The organism is Pseudomonas sp. CK-NBRI-02, assembly GCF_008124495.1.
GTDB lineage: Bacteria > Pseudomonadota > Gammaproteobacteria > Pseudomonadales > Pseudomonadaceae > Aquipseudomonas > Aquipseudomonas guariconensis.
On the sequence record NZ_VSJH01000008.1, the window covers coordinates 154,702 to 171,334 of the forward strand.

Annotated in this window: 17 protein-coding genes; 10 read left to right on the forward strand and 7 right to left on the reverse strand. The window is 63.1% G+C overall.

Annotated elements, in window-relative coordinates:
* Positions 1–111: 111 nt before the first annotated feature.
* The 4 genes from DQ397_RS08480 (at position 112) to DQ397_RS08495 (ending at position 3,083) form a co-directional block, all read left to right on the forward strand.
* A complete protein-coding gene (locus DQ397_RS08480) occupies positions 112–996 on the forward strand; it encodes a 3-keto-5-aminohexanoate cleavage protein (RefSeq protein WP_043211067.1) in 885 nt (294 codons plus the stop codon).
* Positions 997–1,015: 19 nt separating this feature from the next.
* Complete coding sequence (locus DQ397_RS08485) at positions 1,016–1,981, forward strand: L-carnitine dehydrogenase (protein WP_043211065.1); 966 nt, start codon at positions 1,016–1,018, stop codon at positions 1,979–1,981.
* Between the two features lie 10 nt (positions 1,982–1,991).
* Positions 1,992–2,462, forward strand: a complete 471-nt coding sequence (locus DQ397_RS08490; RefSeq protein WP_043211063.1) for a thioesterase family protein — start codon at positions 1,992–1,994, stop codon at positions 2,460–2,462.
* Between the two features lie 363 nt (positions 2,463–2,825).
* Positions 2,826–3,083 (forward strand): hypothetical protein, encoded by a 258-nt coding sequence (locus tag DQ397_RS08495; protein WP_043211060.1) that lies wholly within the window; start codon positions 2,826–2,828, stop codon positions 3,081–3,083.
* A gap of 90 nt (positions 3,084–3,173) precedes the next feature.
* On the opposite strand, the gene DQ397_RS08500 is transcribed toward DQ397_RS08495, so the two are convergent.
* Together DQ397_RS08500 and DQ397_RS08505 are read right to left on the reverse strand one after the other, a co-directional pair.
* Complete coding sequence (locus DQ397_RS08500) at positions 3,174–4,280, reverse strand: GlxA family transcriptional regulator (protein ID WP_043211058.1); 1,107 nt, start codon at positions 4,278–4,280, stop codon at positions 3,174–3,176.
* Positions 4,281–4,669: 389 nt separating this feature from the next.
* Positions 4,670–6,046 carry an L-serine ammonia-lyase gene (locus tag DQ397_RS08505; RefSeq protein WP_043211056.1) on the reverse strand — a complete coding sequence of 459 codons (1,377 nt, stop codon included), beginning with the start codon at positions 6,044–6,046 and terminating at the stop codon, positions 4,670–4,672.
* Positions 6,047–6,488: 442 nt separating this feature from the next.
* Here DQ397_RS08505 and DQ397_RS08510 point away from each other — a divergent pair, with 442 nt between their 5' ends.
* The 3 genes from DQ397_RS08510 to choV all read left to right on the forward strand — a co-directional run bounded on the left by DQ397_RS08510 (position 6,489) and on the right by choV (position 9,550).
* Positions 6,489–7,436: a choline ABC transporter substrate-binding protein gene (locus tag DQ397_RS08510; protein ID WP_043211054.1), complete on the forward strand. Its 948-nt coding sequence runs from the start codon at positions 6,489–6,491 to the stop codon at positions 7,434–7,436.
* Between the two features lie 90 nt (positions 7,437–7,526).
* Entirely contained in the window at positions 7,527–8,375 is an 849-nt protein-coding gene (gene choW, locus DQ397_RS08515) for a choline ABC transporter permease subunit (protein ID WP_177343688.1), read from the forward strand.
* Complete coding sequence (gene choV, locus DQ397_RS08520) at positions 8,372–9,550, forward strand: choline ABC transporter ATP-binding protein (protein WP_043211048.1); 1,179 nt, start codon at positions 8,372–8,374, stop codon at positions 9,548–9,550. The genes choW and choV overlap by 4 nt, the downstream gene beginning before the upstream one ends.
* 123 nt (positions 9,551–9,673) lie before the next feature.
* Here choV and hisF read toward each other — a convergent pair whose 3' ends face one another.
* From hisF to hisB, 5 genes are read right to left on the reverse strand one after another with little or no spacing between them, the layout of a single operon-like run.
* Positions 9,674–10,444, reverse strand: a complete 771-nt coding sequence (hisF, locus tag DQ397_RS08525) for an imidazole glycerol phosphate synthase subunit HisF (RefSeq protein WP_043211046.1) — start codon at positions 10,442–10,444, stop codon at positions 9,674–9,676.
* 9 nt (positions 10,445–10,453) lie between these two features.
* Positions 10,454–11,191 carry a 1-(5-phosphoribosyl)-5-[(5-phosphoribosylamino)methylideneamino]imidazole-4-carboxamide isomerase gene (gene hisA, locus DQ397_RS08530; RefSeq protein ID WP_043211043.1) on the reverse strand — a complete coding sequence of 246 codons (738 nt, stop codon included), beginning with the start codon at positions 11,189–11,191 and terminating at the stop codon, positions 10,454–10,456.
* 27 nt (positions 11,192–11,218) lie between these two features.
* Positions 11,219–11,479, reverse strand: coding sequence for a DUF2164 domain-containing protein (locus DQ397_RS08535; RefSeq protein ID WP_043211041.1), 261 nt, complete (start codon positions 11,477–11,479; stop codon positions 11,219–11,221).
* Positions 11,480–12,118 carry an imidazole glycerol phosphate synthase subunit HisH gene (gene hisH / locus DQ397_RS08540; protein ID WP_043211039.1) on the reverse strand — a complete coding sequence of 213 codons (639 nt, stop codon included), beginning with the start codon at positions 12,116–12,118 and terminating at the stop codon, positions 11,480–11,482. It lies immediately after the preceding gene.
* On the reverse strand, positions 12,118–12,711 hold the full coding sequence (hisB, locus tag DQ397_RS08545) for an imidazoleglycerol-phosphate dehydratase HisB (protein ID WP_043211130.1): 594 nt from the start codon (positions 12,709–12,711) through the stop codon (positions 12,118–12,120). The genes hisH and hisB overlap by 1 nt, the downstream gene beginning before the upstream one ends.
* Positions 12,712–12,975: 264 nt before the next feature.
* Here hisB and DQ397_RS08550 point away from each other — a divergent pair, with 264 nt between their 5' ends.
* The 3 genes from DQ397_RS08550 to DQ397_RS08560 are packed head-to-tail and all read left to right on the forward strand — an operon-like array spanning position 12,976 to position 16,549.
* Positions 12,976–15,216, forward strand: coding sequence for an AsmA family protein (locus tag DQ397_RS08550; RefSeq protein ID WP_043211036.1), 2,241 nt, complete (start codon positions 12,976–12,978; stop codon positions 15,214–15,216).
* On the forward strand, positions 15,213–16,280 hold the full coding sequence (mutY, locus tag DQ397_RS08555; RefSeq protein ID WP_043211034.1) for an A/G-specific adenine glycosylase: 1,068 nt from the start codon (positions 15,213–15,215) through the stop codon (positions 16,278–16,280). The genes DQ397_RS08550 and mutY overlap by 4 nt, the downstream gene beginning before the upstream one ends.
* Entirely contained in the window at positions 16,277–16,549 is a 273-nt protein-coding gene (locus DQ397_RS08560) for an oxidative damage protection protein (RefSeq protein ID WP_043211032.1), read from the forward strand. Before mutY ends, DQ397_RS08560 begins: the two co-directional genes overlap by 4 nt.
* Positions 16,550–16,633 lie beyond the last annotated feature (84 nt).

The window sequence follows — 16,633 nt, forward strand, 5'->3', positions numbered from 1 at the left end:
GGAAGCGAGGTTGCCCCGCGCCCCCAGGGCTCACCTAGGCCCAATGGGAGCGGGTCCACCCGCGAAAGCCACACCACCGACCTCACAGACATACCCTGAAGGATCCGCGCCATGAACCATGACGTCATCATCACCTGTGCACTGACCGGCGCCGGCGACACCGTCGCCAAGAGCCACCTCGTCCCGGTCACACCCAAACAGATCGCAGAGTCCGCCATCGAAGCCGCCAAGGCCGGCGCCACCGTGGTCCACTGCCACGTCCGCGATCCACAGACTGGCCGCTTCAGCCGCGACGTGGCGTTGTACCGCGAAGTGATGGAGCGCATTCGTGAAGCCGACGTGGACGTGATCGTCAACCTCACCGCCGGCATGGGTGGCGATCTGGAGATCGGCCCTGGCGAAAAGCCCATGGAATTCGGCCCAGGCACCGACCTGATCGGCCCGCTGGAGCGCCTGGCACACGTCGAGGCCCTGCTCCCGGAAATCTGCACCCTGGACTGCGGCACGCTCAACTTCGGCGATGGCAACGCCATCTACGTCTCGACCCCGAGCCAACTGCGTGCCGGCGCCAAGCGCATCACCGAACTGGGCGTGAAAGCCGAACTTGAAATCTTCGACACCGGCCACCTGTGGTTCGCCAAGCAGATGATGAAAGAAGGCCTGCTGGACGATCCGCTGTTCCAGCTGTGCCTGGGCATCCCATGGGGCGCGCCAGCCGACACCACCACCATGAAGGCCATGGTCGACAACCTGCCCGCCGGCGTGACCTGGGCCGGTTTCGGTATCGGCCGCATGCAGATGCCGATGGCGGCCCAGGCTGTGCTGCTCGGCGGCAACGTGCGGGTCGGCCTGGAAGACAACCTCTATCTGGACCGTGGCGTGCTGGCCAGCAACGGCCAGTTGGTCGAACGCGCGGTGGAGATCATCACCCGCATGGGCGCTCGCGTCCTGACCCCGGCCGAAGGCCGCGAAAAAATGAACCTCAAACGCCGCTGAGCCCCCCCGGAGAATCGCCATGACCTTCATCACCGAGATCAAGACCTTCGCCGCCCTCGGTAGCGGCGTGATCGGCAGCGGCTGGGTTGCCCGCGCCCTGGCTCACGGCCTGGACGTGATCGCCTGGGACCCAGCCCCAGGCGCCGAGCAGGCCTTGCGCAAACGTATCGCCAATGCCTGGCCAGCCTTGGAAAAACAAGGCCTGGCGCCAGGCGCCTCACAAGATCGCCTGCGGTTCGTGGCCACCATCGAGGAATGCGTACGTGACGCCGATTTCATCCAGGAAAGCGCCCCGGAGCGTCTGGACCTGAAGCTCGACCTGCACGCCAAGATCAGCGCCGCGGCCAAGCCCAACGCGATCATCGGCTCCAGCACCTCGGGCCTGCTGCCCAGCGAGTTCTATGAGTCCGCCACACACCCGGAGCGCTGCGTGGTGGGCCACCCGTTCAATCCGGTGTACCTGCTGCCCTTGGTGGAAATCGTCGGTGGCCAGCACACCGCCCCCGAAGCCATCGAGGCGGCCAAGGCCATCTACACCGCCTTGGGCATGCGCCCGCTGCATGTGCGCAAGGAAGTGCCGGGCTTCATTGCCGACCGACTGCTTGAAGCGCTGTGGCGAGAGGCCCTGCACCTGGTCAACGACGGGGTGGCCAGCACCGGCGAGATCGACGATGCGATCCGCTTCGGCGCAGGCCTTCGCTGGTCGTTCATGGGCACCTTCCTCACCTATACCTTGGCCGGGGGCGACGCAGGCATGCGGCACTTCATGGCGCAGTTCGGCCCAGCGCTCAAGCTGCCCTGGACCTACCTGCCGGCGCCGGAGCTGACCGACAAGCTGATCGACGATGTGGTCGAGGGCACCTCGGAGCAACTGGGTGATCGCAGCATCGCCGCGCTGGAACGCTACCGGGATGACACCCTGCTCGCTGTGCTCGACGCAGTGAAGAACAGCAAGGCCCGCCACGGCATGGCCTTCGGCGATTGAGGAAACGGCAATGCCCGCACTGATCACCTACCGCACCCCAGTCCAGGAGGACTGGGTCGACTACAACGGACACCTGCGCGATGCCTATTACCTGTTGATCTTCAGCTACGCCACCGATGCGCTGATGGAGCGCATCGGCCTGGATGCCGACAGCCGCGGGCAAAGCGGCAATTCGCTGTTCACCCTGGAGGCGCACATCAACTACCTGCACGAAGTGAAGCTGGGCACCGAAGTGTGGGTGCAGACACAGATCATCGGCTTCGATCGCAAGCGCCTGCACGTGTATCACAGCCTGCACCGGGCGGGGTTCGACGAGGCCCTGGCGGCCAGCGAACAGATGCTCCTGCACGTGGACCTGGCGGGGCCGAAATCGGCACCGTTCAGTGAACGCAGCGCAGGCCTGCTTCAGGGGTTGGTGGATGAGCAACGGGACCTGCCAGCGGCAGCGTTTGTCGGGCGGGTGATGCAACTGCCTGGCTGAAACACGGCCCTTGGGGCTACTACCCCCCCTATCGCGGGACAAGCCGCTCCTTCCGATCCAGGAGGAGCGGCTTGTCCCGCGAGGGTTTCCCGCAGGCAAAAAAATAACCCCGGAAAGCCGTGAGCATCCGGGGCCAAGAGAGCGAGCAACATCCACTTTGCACGAGTGAGGGTGACCAAACCCTCGTTTGCCGTGAATGCGTCCAGTGTGGGGCAGCCCGGGTTGCTGGATTTAGCCGGGAACGACCTGTTCTTAGCCAAAGAAGCCATTGCGACATTCTGTCCTTGCCGCCCTGTCGGCTTGGTCAGAGAATCGGTTGCAGATCACAGCAGCACTCTCTTAGCGATAAAAGGGACAACAGCCATGATGCATGCGGATTTGATTGATCAGGAAGACCTGCTGGGCCAACTGCGCTCCAGGGGCTTCGAAATTCCGGCGGGCGCCAGTGCCGAGCAGGCCTGCGAGGCCGTGGTGCGGGGGCTGACCGAGCCCAACGCACGGGCGCTCAAAGGCATGGTCGAGCAGATGTACACCGGCAGCGCCACCATCCTCCCGGCCGTGCGCCAGGCCATCGAGAAGCAGCTGCTGCCAGCATTGGCAGAGTTCAAGAACCGCGCCTGACTGCAGAATCGCTTCGCGGATCGACCCGCTCCCGCAGGGCTCGACATGATCCCTGTGGGAACGGGTTTATCCGCGAAGCGGCAATGCTTGTCAGAGCCTTACGCTGGCAAACGTCGACTCGTTGCGCGCCTGGCTCAGCGAAGCCATCGGACCGCTGTGCGGGGTCAGTGCCATGGCCTGCGGGATCGGCATCATCGCCACCTGCTGGGCGGTATTGGAGCCCACGCGCTCGTCACGCGGCGGAATACCGAAGTACTCGCGGTAGCACTTGGAGAAGTGCGGCGTGGAAACGAACCCGCACACCGAAGCCACTTCGATGATCGACATCGGCGTCTGCTTGAGCAGCTGCCGCGCGCGGATCAGGCGCAGCTTGAGGTAGTACCGCGACGGCGAGCAGTGCAGGTACTTCTGGAACAGCCGCTCGAGCTGGCGCCGCGACACCGATACATACACCGCCAGTTCATCCAAGTCGATTGGCTCTTCCAGGTTCGCCTCCATCAGCGCGACGATCTCCTGCAGCTTCGGCTGGTTGGTGCCGAGCATGTGCTTGAGCGGCACGCGCTGGTGGTCCTGTTCGTTGCGGATGCGCTCGTAGACGAACATCTCGGAGATCGCCGCCGACAGCTCACGGCCATGGTCACGGCTGATCAGGTGCAACATCATGTCCAGCGGCGCGGTGCCGCCGGAGCTGGTGAAACGGTTACGGTCCAGGGTGAACAGGCGGGTGCTCATGTTCACCCGCGGGAAGGCTTCCTGCATCGCAGCAAGACACTCCCAATGCACGCTGCAATCGAAGCCATCGAGCAGCCCGGCACACGCCAGCGCCCAGCTACCGGTACATACCGCGCCAAGGCGACGCGACTGACGCGCCTGGGCTTGCAGCCAGGTGACGTGCTCGCGGGTGACGGTGCGCTGGATGCCGACACCACCGCAGACGATCACGGTGTCCATCGGCGGCGCGCTGTGCATGGCCGCGTCCGGCGTGATCTGCAGACCGTCGCTGGCCCAGACCTGACCACCATCGACGGTCAGGGTGTGCCAACGGTACAGCTCACGGCCGGAGAGTTGATTGGCCATGCGCAGCGGCTCGACGGCGGATGCGAGGGAAATCAGGGTGAAATTATCCAGCAGGAGAAACCCGATGGACTGGGGAGCTGTGCGGTTCTGGGTTGGGGTCCCGGAGGTGTACGACGTCATCGCGATTTCTCCTCACACAATGCAGGGTGTGCCTCAGGCTGGCACTGTTTTATTGTCATGGCCCCAGTTCGTATGCAGGGGCTTTGCCAACTACAACGCAAAGGTCGTGCCTGAAATTGAACGACCATTCAAAAAAAACCAAAAACGACGTCGTGTCAGGGCTGTCAGAGCTTTTCCATCAGATTTGTAGGAAAACGCGAACAGGCGCGCTAGCGCCTTTGCGTGTAACCCCTGAGCAGTTAAGTAGCACTTTTGGGAAGGATGCCCAGAAGCGACATCCATAAGTGTCACCGACAACGACACCTCTGGTAGCGACAACTGACAGCCGGTAGGGAACGATCGGTGCGCCAATTTGGGGCGCACCGACCGCAGAAGGGGCAAGAACGGCATCAGCACTCGATGGCGCTGACAGCCAGACCGCCGCGCGAGGTTTCCTTGTACTTGTCGTGCATGTCGGCCCCGGTATCACGCATGGTGCGAATCACCTGGTCGAGAGAGATGAAGTGCTCGCCGTCACCGCGCAGGGCCATCTGCACGGCGTTGATCGCCTTGACCGCAGCGATGGCATTGCGCTCGATGCACGGCACCTGGACCAGACCACCGACCGGGTCGCAGGTCAGGCCCAGGTTGTGTTCCAGAGCGATTTCGGCAGCATTTTCCAACTGCGGCGGGGTGGCGCCCAACACCTCCGCCAAGCCGGCTGCGGCCATGGCGCAGGCCGAACCGACTTCGCCCTGGCAACCGACCTCGGCACCGGAGATCGAAGCGTTCTTCTTGCACAGGATGCCCACCGCGGCAGCGCCGAGGAAGAAATCCACCACGTTGGATTCATCGACTGCATCCGAGAAACGCATGTAGTAGTGCAACACCGCCGGAATGATGCCCGCCGCGCCATTGGTAGGCGCAGTCACCATGCGCCCGCCCGCGGCGTTCTCTTCATTGACGGCCAGGGCGAACAGGTTGACCCACTCCATGGCGCTCATGGTCGAGCCAATCACATTGGGCTTGCCGAGCTCCTGCAGGCTGCGGTGCAGCTTGGCGGCACGGCGTCGTACGTTGAGCCCCCCAGGCAGGGTGCCCTCGTATTTGAGGCCGTTGTTCACGCATTCCTGCATGGCGTGCCAGAGCTTGAGCAGGCCAGCGCGGATTTCTTCCTCACTGCGCCAGGCCTTTTCGTTCTCCATCATCAATTGCGACACGCGCAGGTCGTTTTGCTTGCACAGGCTCAGCAGTTCGGCCGCGCTGTTGAAATCGTAGGGCAACACCGTCTCGTCAGCGTCCAGCACACCGCTGGCGGCCTGGGCGGCGTCGACCACGAAGCCCCCGCCGACCGAGTAGTAGGTGTCACGGTGCAGCTCACCTTGCGCGCCTTCGGCGATAAGGGTCATGGCGTTGGGGTGGTATGGCAGGTTCTCGTCCAGCAGCAGCATGTCGCGGCTCCAGACGAACTCGACCGGCAGGCGGCCATCGAGCTGCAAAGTGCTGGTTTCGCGCAATTCGGCGATGCGCGGGGCGATCACCGTGGGGTCGATGGAGTCGGGCCACTCACCCATCAGGCCCATGATGGTGGCATTGTCGGTGCCGTGGCCGACGCCGGTCGCCGACAGCGAGCCATACAACCGGACTTCCACTCGCCTGACCTGTTCCAGCTCGCCGCGCTGGCGCAGCCCTTGGACGAACAGGGCGGCGGCACGCATGGGGCCGACGGTGTGGGAGCTGGAAGGCCCGACACCGATCTTGAACAGGTCGAACACGCTGATGGCCATTGTCGAATCACCTCTTGATGGGCTTGTCTCCCCGCGGCGTATGGCGGGTTGCGCAACTGCTAGGCTGATACCGCGAGTTGCCACGAATGCACGCATCATCAGGCTTTTGCCCCACTACCCGCCGTCTGCAACCGACGTACTTTTGTCCAGCAACGCCGCCCGCTCCAGGCGCCTTGCGCGCCGCTTTCGAGGGGTCCGGTGACGTAAAAACGCAGGGTAGAGGGTGGAAAAATCCATATGCGACATTGCCCTTACTGGATGCGACCCGTCCTGTACTGGTTACGACCCCACCAGTAGGCGATTGCCGAACGCTGGGGGATTATCGAAAGCGACTCGTATTGCACGGCCTCGCATCCTGCCCTCTGCAGGCCTGGTCGACCGGAGCCTAGAGAAAGCCCGGCGCCCCGCGGGAAACCCGAAGAAAAATCACAGGAGTCCATCCATGAAAGGTTCACCCTCGCTCTTGCTGGTCGCGATGCTCGCAACACCTCTGCTGGCTCAGGCCGTGGAGCCCGAGCAGTGTCAGACGGTACGGTTCTCCGACGTCGGCTGGACCGACATCACCGTGACCACCGCCGTCACCAGCGTTGTACTCGAAGCCCTGGGCTACAAGACTCACACCACCATGATCTCGGTACCGGTGACCTACAAATCGCTGGCTGCCGGCAAGGACCTGGATGTGTTCCTCGGCAACTGGATGCCGACCATGGAGAACGACATCAAGCAGTACCGTGACGCCGGCACGGTCGAAACCGTGCGTGCCAACCTGGAGAACGCCAAGTACACCCTGGCCGTACCCCAAGCACTGTATGACAAGGGCCTCAAGGACTTCGCCGACATTCCCAAGTTCAAGAACGAACTGGGCGGCAAGATCTACGGCATCGAGCCGGGCAACGACGGCAACCGCACCATCCAGAGCATGATCGACAAGAACGCCTTTGGCCTGAAGGACGCCGGCTTCAAGCTGGTGCAGTCCAGCGAGGCAGGCATGCTGTCGCAGGTAGATCGCTCGCAGAAACGTGGCGAGGCGGTGGTGTTCCTGGGCTGGGAACCGCACCCGATGAACAAGCGCTTCAAGATGCAGTACCTGTCCGGCGGTGACGAGTTCTTCGGCCCCGAGTTCGGCAAGGCGACCGTGCTGACCAATACCCGCAAGGGCTATACGCAGGAATGCAGCAACGTCGGCCAACTGCTGAAGAACCTGTCGTTCACCCTGGACATGGAAAGCACCCTGATGGGCAATGTCCTGGACGACAAGATGAAACCCGATGCAGCCGCCAAGGCGTGGCTGAAGAACAACCCGCAAGTGCTCGATACCTGGTTGGCCGGAGTGACGACCGTGGATGGCAAACCCGGGCTGGAGGCGGCCAAGGCCAAACTGACGCAATAACAACAAGGATGCAGTAGCAATTGGCACTACCTCGGGGCAGGCCAACGCCCGCCCCGGACTGATTTCAATCTTTGCAGGTGGAAGCTCGCTATCATGCTTATCGATCAGAAAATACCTCTGGGGCAGTACATCGCCTCATTCGTCGAATGGTTGACCCAGAACGGCGCCAACTATTTCGACGCCATCGCCCAGGGCCTGGAATTCATGATCCATGGGGTCACCAGCGCCCTGACCTGGTTCAACCCCTACATCCTCATCGCCTTGTTCGCCGCCCTGGCGCACCTGATCCAGCGCAAATGGGCGCTGACGGCATTTGTCGCGCTGTCCTTCCTGCTGATCTTCAACCTCGGCTACTGGCAGGAAACCATGGAGACCCTGGCGCAGGTCACCTTCGCCACCGTGGTATGCGTGGCCATCGGCGTGCCGCTGGGCATCGTCGCTGCGCACAAGCCGATGTTCTACACCGCCATGCGTCCCGTCCTGGACCTGATGCAGACGGTGCCTACCTTCGTTTACCTGATCCCCACCCTGACCCTGTTCGGCCTGGGCGTGGTGCCAGGGTTGATCTCCACGGTGGTGTTCGCCATCGCCGCGCCGATCCGCCTCACCTACCTGGGTATCTGCGATGTGCCCCAGGAACTGCTCGACGCCGGTAAGGCCTTTGGCTGCTCGCGCCGCCAGCTGCTGACCCGCATCGAACTGCCCCATGCGATGCCCAGCATTGCCGCGGGCGTTACCCAATGCATCATGCTGTCGTTGTCGATGGTCGTGATCGCCGCCCTGGTGGGCGCTGACGGCCTCGGCAAACCTGTGGTCAACGCACTGAACACCGCCGATATCGCCCTGGGCTTCGAGGCGGGCCTGGCGATCGTGCTGCTGGCGATCATGCTGGACCGTATCTGCAAGCAACCGGAGCTGCCGGCACGAGGTGAGTCATGAGCATCATTCGTTTCGAAGACGTCGACGTCATCTTCTCCAACAAGCCACGCGAAGCGCTGGCGCTGCTGGACCAAGGCCAGACCCGCGAGCAGATCCTCAAGAAGACCGGCCTTGTGGTCGGCGTCGAGAAAGCCAACCTGGACATCAACAAAGGCGAGATCTGCGTGCTCATGGGCCTGTCCGGCTCGGGCAAGTCGAGCCTGCTGCGCTGCATCAACGGCCTGAATACCGTCAGCCGCGGCAAGCTGTTCGTCGAGCACGAAGGCAAGCACATCGACATCGCCCACTGCACCCCGGCGGAACTGAAGATGATGCGCACCAAGCGCATCGCCATGGTGTTCCAGAAGTTCGCCCTGATGCCCTGGCTGACCGTGCGCGAGAACATCAGCTTCGGCCTGGAAATGCAGGGCCGTCCCGAGAAAGAGCGGCGCAAGCTGGTCGATGAGAAGCTCGAGCTGGTGGGCCTGACCCAATGGCGCAACAAAAAGCCCGACGAGCTCTCCGGCGGCATGCAGCAGCGCGTGGGCCTGGCCCGGGCGCTGGCCATGGACGCAGACATCCTGCTGATGGACGAACCCTTCTCGGCCCTCGACCCGCTGATCCGCCAAGGCCTGCAGGACGAGTTGCTGGAGCTGCAGAACAAGCTGAGCAAGACCATCGTGTTCGTCAGCCACGACCTGGACGAGGCGCTCAAGCTGGGCAGCCGTATCGCCATCATGAAAGATGGCCGGATCATCCAGTACAGCAAGCCTGAAGAAATCGTCCTGAACCCGGCCGACGACTATGTACGCACCTTCGTGGCCCACACCAATCCGCTCAACGTGCTGTGCGGTCGCAGCCTGATGCGCAGCCTGGACAACTGCAAGCGGGTCAACGGCTCGGTATGCCTGGACCCAGGCGGTGATTCCTGGTTGGACCTAGGCGAAGGCAACTCGATCAAACGCGCCCGCCAAGGCCAGAACGGCCTGGACCTGCAGAACTGGGTACCGGGCCAGGATGTGGAAACCCTGGGCCGCAAACCGACCTTGGTCAATGCCAATATCGGCATGCGCGAGGCCTTGCAGATCCGCTACCACACCGGCAACAAGCTGGTGCTGCAGGAGAACGACAAGGTGGTGGGGATTCTCGGCGACAGCGAGCTGTATCACGCGCTGCTGGGCAAGAACCACGGGTAATGACAGGGGCCGCTGTGCGGCCCTGTCACGGCACAAGGCCGCGGCCACAGGGGAGGTATTGCACCCTCTCTGTGACAGCGGCCTTGTGTTTTTTCAGGAGGGCAAAGCCTTCCCGGCAGTGGTTCAGCGAACGACGATCCCGCGCGCAGCCATATAGGCCTTGGCTTCCGGCACGGTGTACTCACCGAAGTGGAAGATGCTCGCCGCCAGTACCGCACTGGCATGGCCTTCCAGGATGCCGTCAGCCAGGTGTTGCAGGTTGCCGACACCGCCCGAGGCGATCACCGGAATACCCACTGCATCGCTGATGGCCCGGGTCACGCCCAGATCGAAACCGCTCTTCATGCCGTCCTGGTCCATGCTGGTGAGCAGGATCTCACCGGCCCCCAGCCCTTCCATCTTCTTGGCCCAGGCCACTGCATCCAGACCGGTCGGCTTGCGCCCGCCATGGGTGAAGATCTCCCAACGCGGCGCCTCGCCGGGGCCGGAGACCTTCTTGGCGTCGATGGCGACGACAATGCACTGGGAACCGAAACGCTCGGCAGCCTCACCCACGAACTCGGGGTTGAACACTGCTGCGGTGTTGATCGACACCTTGTCGGCGCCGGCGTTGAGCAGGTTGCGGATGTCCTGCACGGTACGCACGCCACCGCCCACGGTCAGCGGGATGAATACCTGGCTGGCCATGCGCTCGACGGTGTGCAGGGTGGTGTCACGGCCATCGACACTGGCGGTGATGTCCAGGAAGGTGATCTCGTCAGCACCCTGCTCGTCGTAGCGACGCGCGATTTCCACCGGGTCGCCGGCATCGCGGATGTTCTCGAACTTGACGCCCTTGACCACCCGGCCGTTGTCCACGTCCAGGCAAGGGATGATGCGCTTGGCCAGTGCCATGTTCTGTCCTCAGCCTTGGTAGTTGTCGCAGAAGGCCTGGGCCTCAGCGACATCGAGGGTGCCTTCATAGATGGCGCGGCCGGTGATGGCACCGATGATGCCCGGGGTCTTGGCATCCAGCAGGGCCTTGATGTCGCCCAGGTTGTGGATGCCGCCGGACGCGATCACCGGAATCGACGTGGCTTCGGCCAGGGCCTTGGTGAAGGGCACGTTGCAGCCCTGCATCATGCCGTCCTTGGCGATGTCGGTGTAGACGATCGCCGAGACGCCATCGGCCTCGAAGCGCTTGGCCAGGTCGATGACCTGCACCGAGCTGACTTCGGCCCAACCGTCGGTGGCGACGAAGCCGTCCTTGGCATCCAGGCCAACGATGACCTTGCCTGGGAACGCCTTGCACGCCTCGGCGACGAATTCAGGCTGCTTGACCGCCTTGGTGCCGATGATGACGTAGCTCACGCCAGCCTTGACGTAGTGCTCGATGGTCTCCAGCGAGCGGATGCCGCCGCCGATCTGGATCGGCAGGTTCGGGTAGCGCTTGGCGATGGCAGTGACCACTTCGCCGTTGACCGGCTGGCCTTCGAAGGCGCCATTGAGGTCGACCAGATGCAGGCGACGGCAGCCACCCTCGACCCATTTGGCGGCCATGCTCACCGGGTCGTCGGAAAATACCGTGGAGTCTTCCATGCGGCCCTGGCGCAGACGCACGCAGGCACCGTCCTTCAGATCGATAGCGGGGATAATCAGCATCTTGGGAACCTGTCTAATCAGTGAAATTCAGGGCTTCTCGAGTGCCCACAGGTCGCTCTCGATGCTCTCGAACCGCTCCTTGAGGTGCAGCTGAACATCGGCAATCGCCCTGTTGTAGTAGTGAGGTGCAATTTCTTTGCTGAACAAATCGAGGACCTCGGCCACCTCGAACGACCCAAGCGTCAGCTCGAAGCGGTCTTCGAGAAAGCGCTTCAAGGTGTCGAGCGCCTGGCGCTCCTGCTCGGGCGCCAGGGTGATGATCGGGGCCTTGGTCCGCGATTTGCTCATTTACCAGCGTCCATCCCAGCTGACGAAGTTCTGCAGCAGTTGCAGGCCATGGGTATGGCTCTTCTCGGGATGGAACTGCACGGCGAAGCGCGAGCCCTCGGCCAGGGCCGCGGCGAAATCGACGCCGTAGTGGCCGCGGCCTGCAACCTGCCCAGGCTTGCCGGCATTGATGTAGTAGCTGTGCACGAAATAGAAGCGCGCGCGGTCGGGAATGTCATGCCACAGGGGATGGTCGATGGTCTGGCTGACTTCGTTCCAGCCCATGTGGGGAACCTTCAGGTGCTCGCCGTCTTCCTGCAGGTCTTTGCCGAAGAAACGCACCTGACCGGGGAACAGGCCGATGCAGTCGACGCCGTCGTTCTCCTCGCTGTGGTCCAGCAGGGCCTGCATGCCCACGCAGATACCGAGGAACGGACGGTCCTGGCTGACTTCACGCACCAGGCTGTCGAAGCCCAGGCGACGGATCTCGGCCATGCAGTCGCGGATCGCGCCAACGCCTGGGAACACCACACGGTCGGCCTCGCGGATCACGGCCGCGTCGCTGGTGACCAGCACCTTGCCAGCCCCCACATGCTCCAGGGCCTTGGCCACCGAGTGCAAGTTGCCCATGCCATAGTCGATTACGGCGACGGTCTGCATCACAGGCATCCCTTGGTGGAAGGCATCTGCCCGGCCATGCGCTCGTCCTGCTCGACGGCCATGCGCAGCGCGCGGCCAAAGGCTTTGAACACGGTTTCGATCTGGTGGTGGGTATTGTGACCACGCAGGTTGTCGATGTGCAGGGTCACCAGGGCATGGTTGACGAAGCCCTGGAAGAACTCCTGGAACAGGTCGACATCGAAGCCGCCCACGCTGGCGCGGGTGTACGGCACGTGCATCTGCAGGCCCGGACGGCCGGAGAAGTCGATGACCACACGCGAAAGCGCTTCGTCCAGCGGTACGTACGAATGACCGTAGCGACGGATGCCCTTCTTGTCACCGATGGCCTGGGCGAACGCCTGGCCGAGGGTGATGCCGACGTCTTCGACGGTATGGTGGTCGTCGATATGCAGGTCACCCTTGCACTCGATGTCCAGATCGATCAGCCCATGCCGGGCGATCTGGTCGAGCATGTGTTCGAGGAAAGGCACACCGATATCGAATCGGGCCTTGCCACTGCCATCGAGGTTGATCGAGGCTTTTACCTGGGTTTCCAGGGTATTGCGCTCGACGGAAGCCTTACGTTCGACCATCACCAGCTCCGCAAAATCATTGGGCGAAAAGGCTGCCATTATAGGCCCAGATCGCGCCCGCTTGGAACGCGGATGACATATGGCAATGTCGCATATGTGTAATTTCTGCTGTTTGAAGCGACAGGGCGCTCGCTCGCGGGACAAGCCCTGCCGACACGGACTGCCCTGGCCCTGCCGTCCGCCACTATTGATTACGCCGAGGTCCTACCCACGGCGCTATACTCCCAGGCTTGAATTTCAAAAACGGACTACAAGGACTCGCCCATGAAAGCGTTCGGCAAAATCCTGGGGCTGGGGCTTCTCGGGTTGCTGCTGATCATCGTGGCGCTGGGCTTCGCCCTGACCCACCTCTTCGATCCCAACGACTACAAAGACGAGATTCGCCAGTTGGCCCGCGACAAGGCCCACATCGAGTTGACGCTCAATGGCGATATCGGCTGGAGCCTGTTCCCCTGGCTGGGCCTGGAACTGCACGAGGCCAGCATCGCCACGCTGAACAAGCCCAAGGAGCCATTCGCCGACCTGCAGATGCTGGGTTTGTCGGTCCGTGTACTGCCGCTGCTGCGCCGCGAGGTGCAGATGAGCGATGTGCGCGTCGAGGGCCTGAACCTGATCCTGAACCGTGACGAACACGGCCACGGCAACTGGGAAGACATCGGCAAACCACTGCCGCAGCCTGCCGGCACGCCGTCGACCAGCACGACCGAGGCCCCCGCCACGGCCGATACGCCGGCCAACAAGGAAGACTCCCGCGAGCGCATGGTCAAGCTGGACATCGACAGCCTGACGGTCAACAACGCCCAGGTGCAGTACACCGATGCCAAGACCGGCCAGACCTTCAGCGCCCAAAGCATCCAGCTGAGCACCGGTGCAGTCCATGAGGGCGTGAACATCCCGCTCAAGGCCAGTGCCTTCCTCACCGTTGGCCAGCCGAGCCTCAAGGCACGCACCGAATTGACGGGTGAGCTGCGTTTCGACCGTAAGCTCAAGCGCTACAACATCGAGGACATGCGCCTGTCGGGCGAGACCTCTGGCGAACCGCTGGCCGGCAAGACCATGACCTTCGCCGCCCAAGGCCAGCTACTGGTCGACCTCGCCGCCAACGTGGCCTCCTGGAATGGCTTGAAGCTCTCCGCCAACCAGCTGCGCGCCCTGGGCGAGCTGAACCTGCGCGACCTGGACAAGACCCCGCAACTGAGCGGCGGCCTGTCCATCGCTCAGTTCGACCTGCGCACCTTCCTCGACAGCATCGGCCATCCGCTGCCTGCCACTGCCGACCCGGCCGCGTTCGGCAAGCTGGAACTGGTCACCCGCCTGCAGGCCAATCCAACCAGCCTGGCCCTGGAAGACCTGGCCGTGAAGCTCGACGAGAGCACCTTCAGCGGCCGCATCGCCATCGACGACTTCGCCAAGCAGGCCCTTCGCCTGCGCCTTAAAGGCGACACGTTCAACGCCGACCGTTACCTGCAGGCCAAGAGCGAACAAGCCAAGGGCGCCAGCGCCGCGCGCCGGGCCGAGGTCCAGCAGCAGGAAGCCAGCGCCGTCAGCGGCCCGAGCACGACTCCGCTGCCCAACGCGCCGACCCAGGTGGCCTGGAGCAGTGACAAGCTGCTGCCGGTGGATCGCCTGCGCCAGCTCGATCTGCAGGCAGACGTATCGTTCGGCACCCTGACCCTGGACAAGCTGCCGATCACCGATGCCCAGCTCAAGGCCAACGGCCAGGGAGGCCTGTTGACCCTCGAGACCCTCCGAGGGGGCCTGTACGACGGCGGCTTCGAGACCAACGGAACACTCGACGTGCGCCCGGCCGTGCCACAGATCGGCATGAAGACCCGGATCAACCGCGTGCCGGTGGAACACTTCATCAAGTCCGACACCCCGGACAAGGCGCCCCCGGTCAAGGGCCTGCTCACGCTGTCCAGCGACCTGACCGCCACCGGCAACAGTCAGAAAGCACTGGTCGACACCCTCAACGGCAATGCCAGCTTCACCCTCAACGATGGCGTGCTGGTCAACGCCAACCTCGAGCAGCAGCTGTGTCATGCCATCGCGACCCTCAACCGCAAGACTTTGAGCGGCGAGCCGCGCGGCAAGGACACCCCCTTCCAGGAACTGCGCGGCAGCCTGGTGGTGCGCAATGGCGTCGCCAGCAACCCGAACCTGAAGGCAAGCATTCCAGGCCTGACCGTCAACGGCCATGGCGATGTGGACCTGCGCGTACTGGGCATGGACTACAACCTGGGCGTGATCGTCGAAGGTGACCAGCGCGCCATGCCGGACCCGGCCTGCCAGGTCAACGAGCGCTATGTCGGTATCGAGGTGCCGGTGCGCTGCCGTGGCCCGCTGGAACTTGGCGCCAAGGCTTGCCGCCTGGACCAGGAAGGCCTGGGTAAGGTCGCAGCCAAGCTGGCCGGCAACCGCCTGCAAGAAAAACTCGACGAGAAGCTTGGCGACAAGGTCAGCCCGGAGCTCAAGGATGCACTCAAGGGGCTGTTCAAACGATGAGTCCCGAGCAGTTCTCCCATGCCGTTTTGCAGTGGTACGACCAGCACGGCCGTCATGACCTGCCCTGGCAACAGGGCATCACGCCCTATCGGGTGTGGGTGTCGGAAATCATGTTGCAGCAGACCCAGGTGAGCACGGTGCTCAACTACTTCGATCGCTTCATGCAGGCCCTGCCGACCGTGCAGGCCCTGGCCGAGGCGCCGGAGGACGAGGTGCTGCACCTGTGGACGGGCCTGGGTTACTACACCCGGGCGCGCAATCTGCAAAAGGCCGCGAAAATCGTGGTCGAGCAGCATGGCGGCGAGTTTCCACGCAGCGTCGAGCAACTAACGGCGTTGCCGGGCATCGGCCGCTCCACTGCCGGTGCCATCGCCAGCATCAGCATGGGCATTCGCGCACCGATCCTCGATGGCAACGTCAAGCGCGTGCTGGCCCGCTACACCGCCCAGGCCGGCTATCCTGGCGAGCCCAAGGTGGCCAACGCGCTGTGGGCCAACGCCGAGCGCTTCACGCCGTACGCCAGGGCCAACCACTACACCCAGGCGATGATGGACTTGGGCGCGACCCTCTGCACCCGCAGCAAGCCCAGCTGCCTGATCTGCCCGCTCAAGACCGGCTGCCAGGCGCACCTGCTCGGGGAGGAAACCCGATACCCCGAGCCCAAGCCACGCAAGACGCTGCCGCAGCGCCGCACATTGATGCCGATGCTGGCCAACCATGAGGGCGCTATCCTGCTCTATCGCCGCCCCTCGAGCGGCCTATGGGGCGGGCTGTGGAGCTTGCCGGAGCTGGACAACCTGGAACAGCTCGACGACCTGGCCTACCAGCACGGCGTGCGCGCGACCGACAGCCAAGCCCTGGATGGCCTGACCCATACCTTCAGCCATTTCCAGCTGGCCATCGAGCCGTGGCTGGTGCGTGTCGACTCGCTGGGCACGACCGTGACTGAGCCCGACTGGCTCTGGTATAACCTCGCCACCCCGCCGCGCCTGGGCCTCGCCGCCCCGGTCAAGAAGCTGCTCAAACGCGCGGCCGATGAATTGATTGCAGGAGAGTCCCGATGACCCGCACCGTGAAGTGCCGCAAGTACAACGAAGAGCTCCCTGGCCTGCCACGCCCTCCCTACCCGGGCGCCAAAGGCCAGGACATCTTCGATCACATCTCGCAAAAGGCTTGGGATGAGTGGCAGAAGCACCAGACCATGCTGATCAACGAAAAGCGTTTGAACATGATGAACGCCGAGGACCGCAAATTCCTCCAGGCGGAGATGGACAAGTTCTTCGCTGGCGAGGAGTACGCTCAGGCCGAAGGCTACGTTCCGCCCAGCGAATGACCGAAAAACGTAAGCGACGGAATTAATTTAAAAAATTTTCAAAAAAGTCGTTGACGGAAGGTCTGAAAACCTTTTTAATTCGCC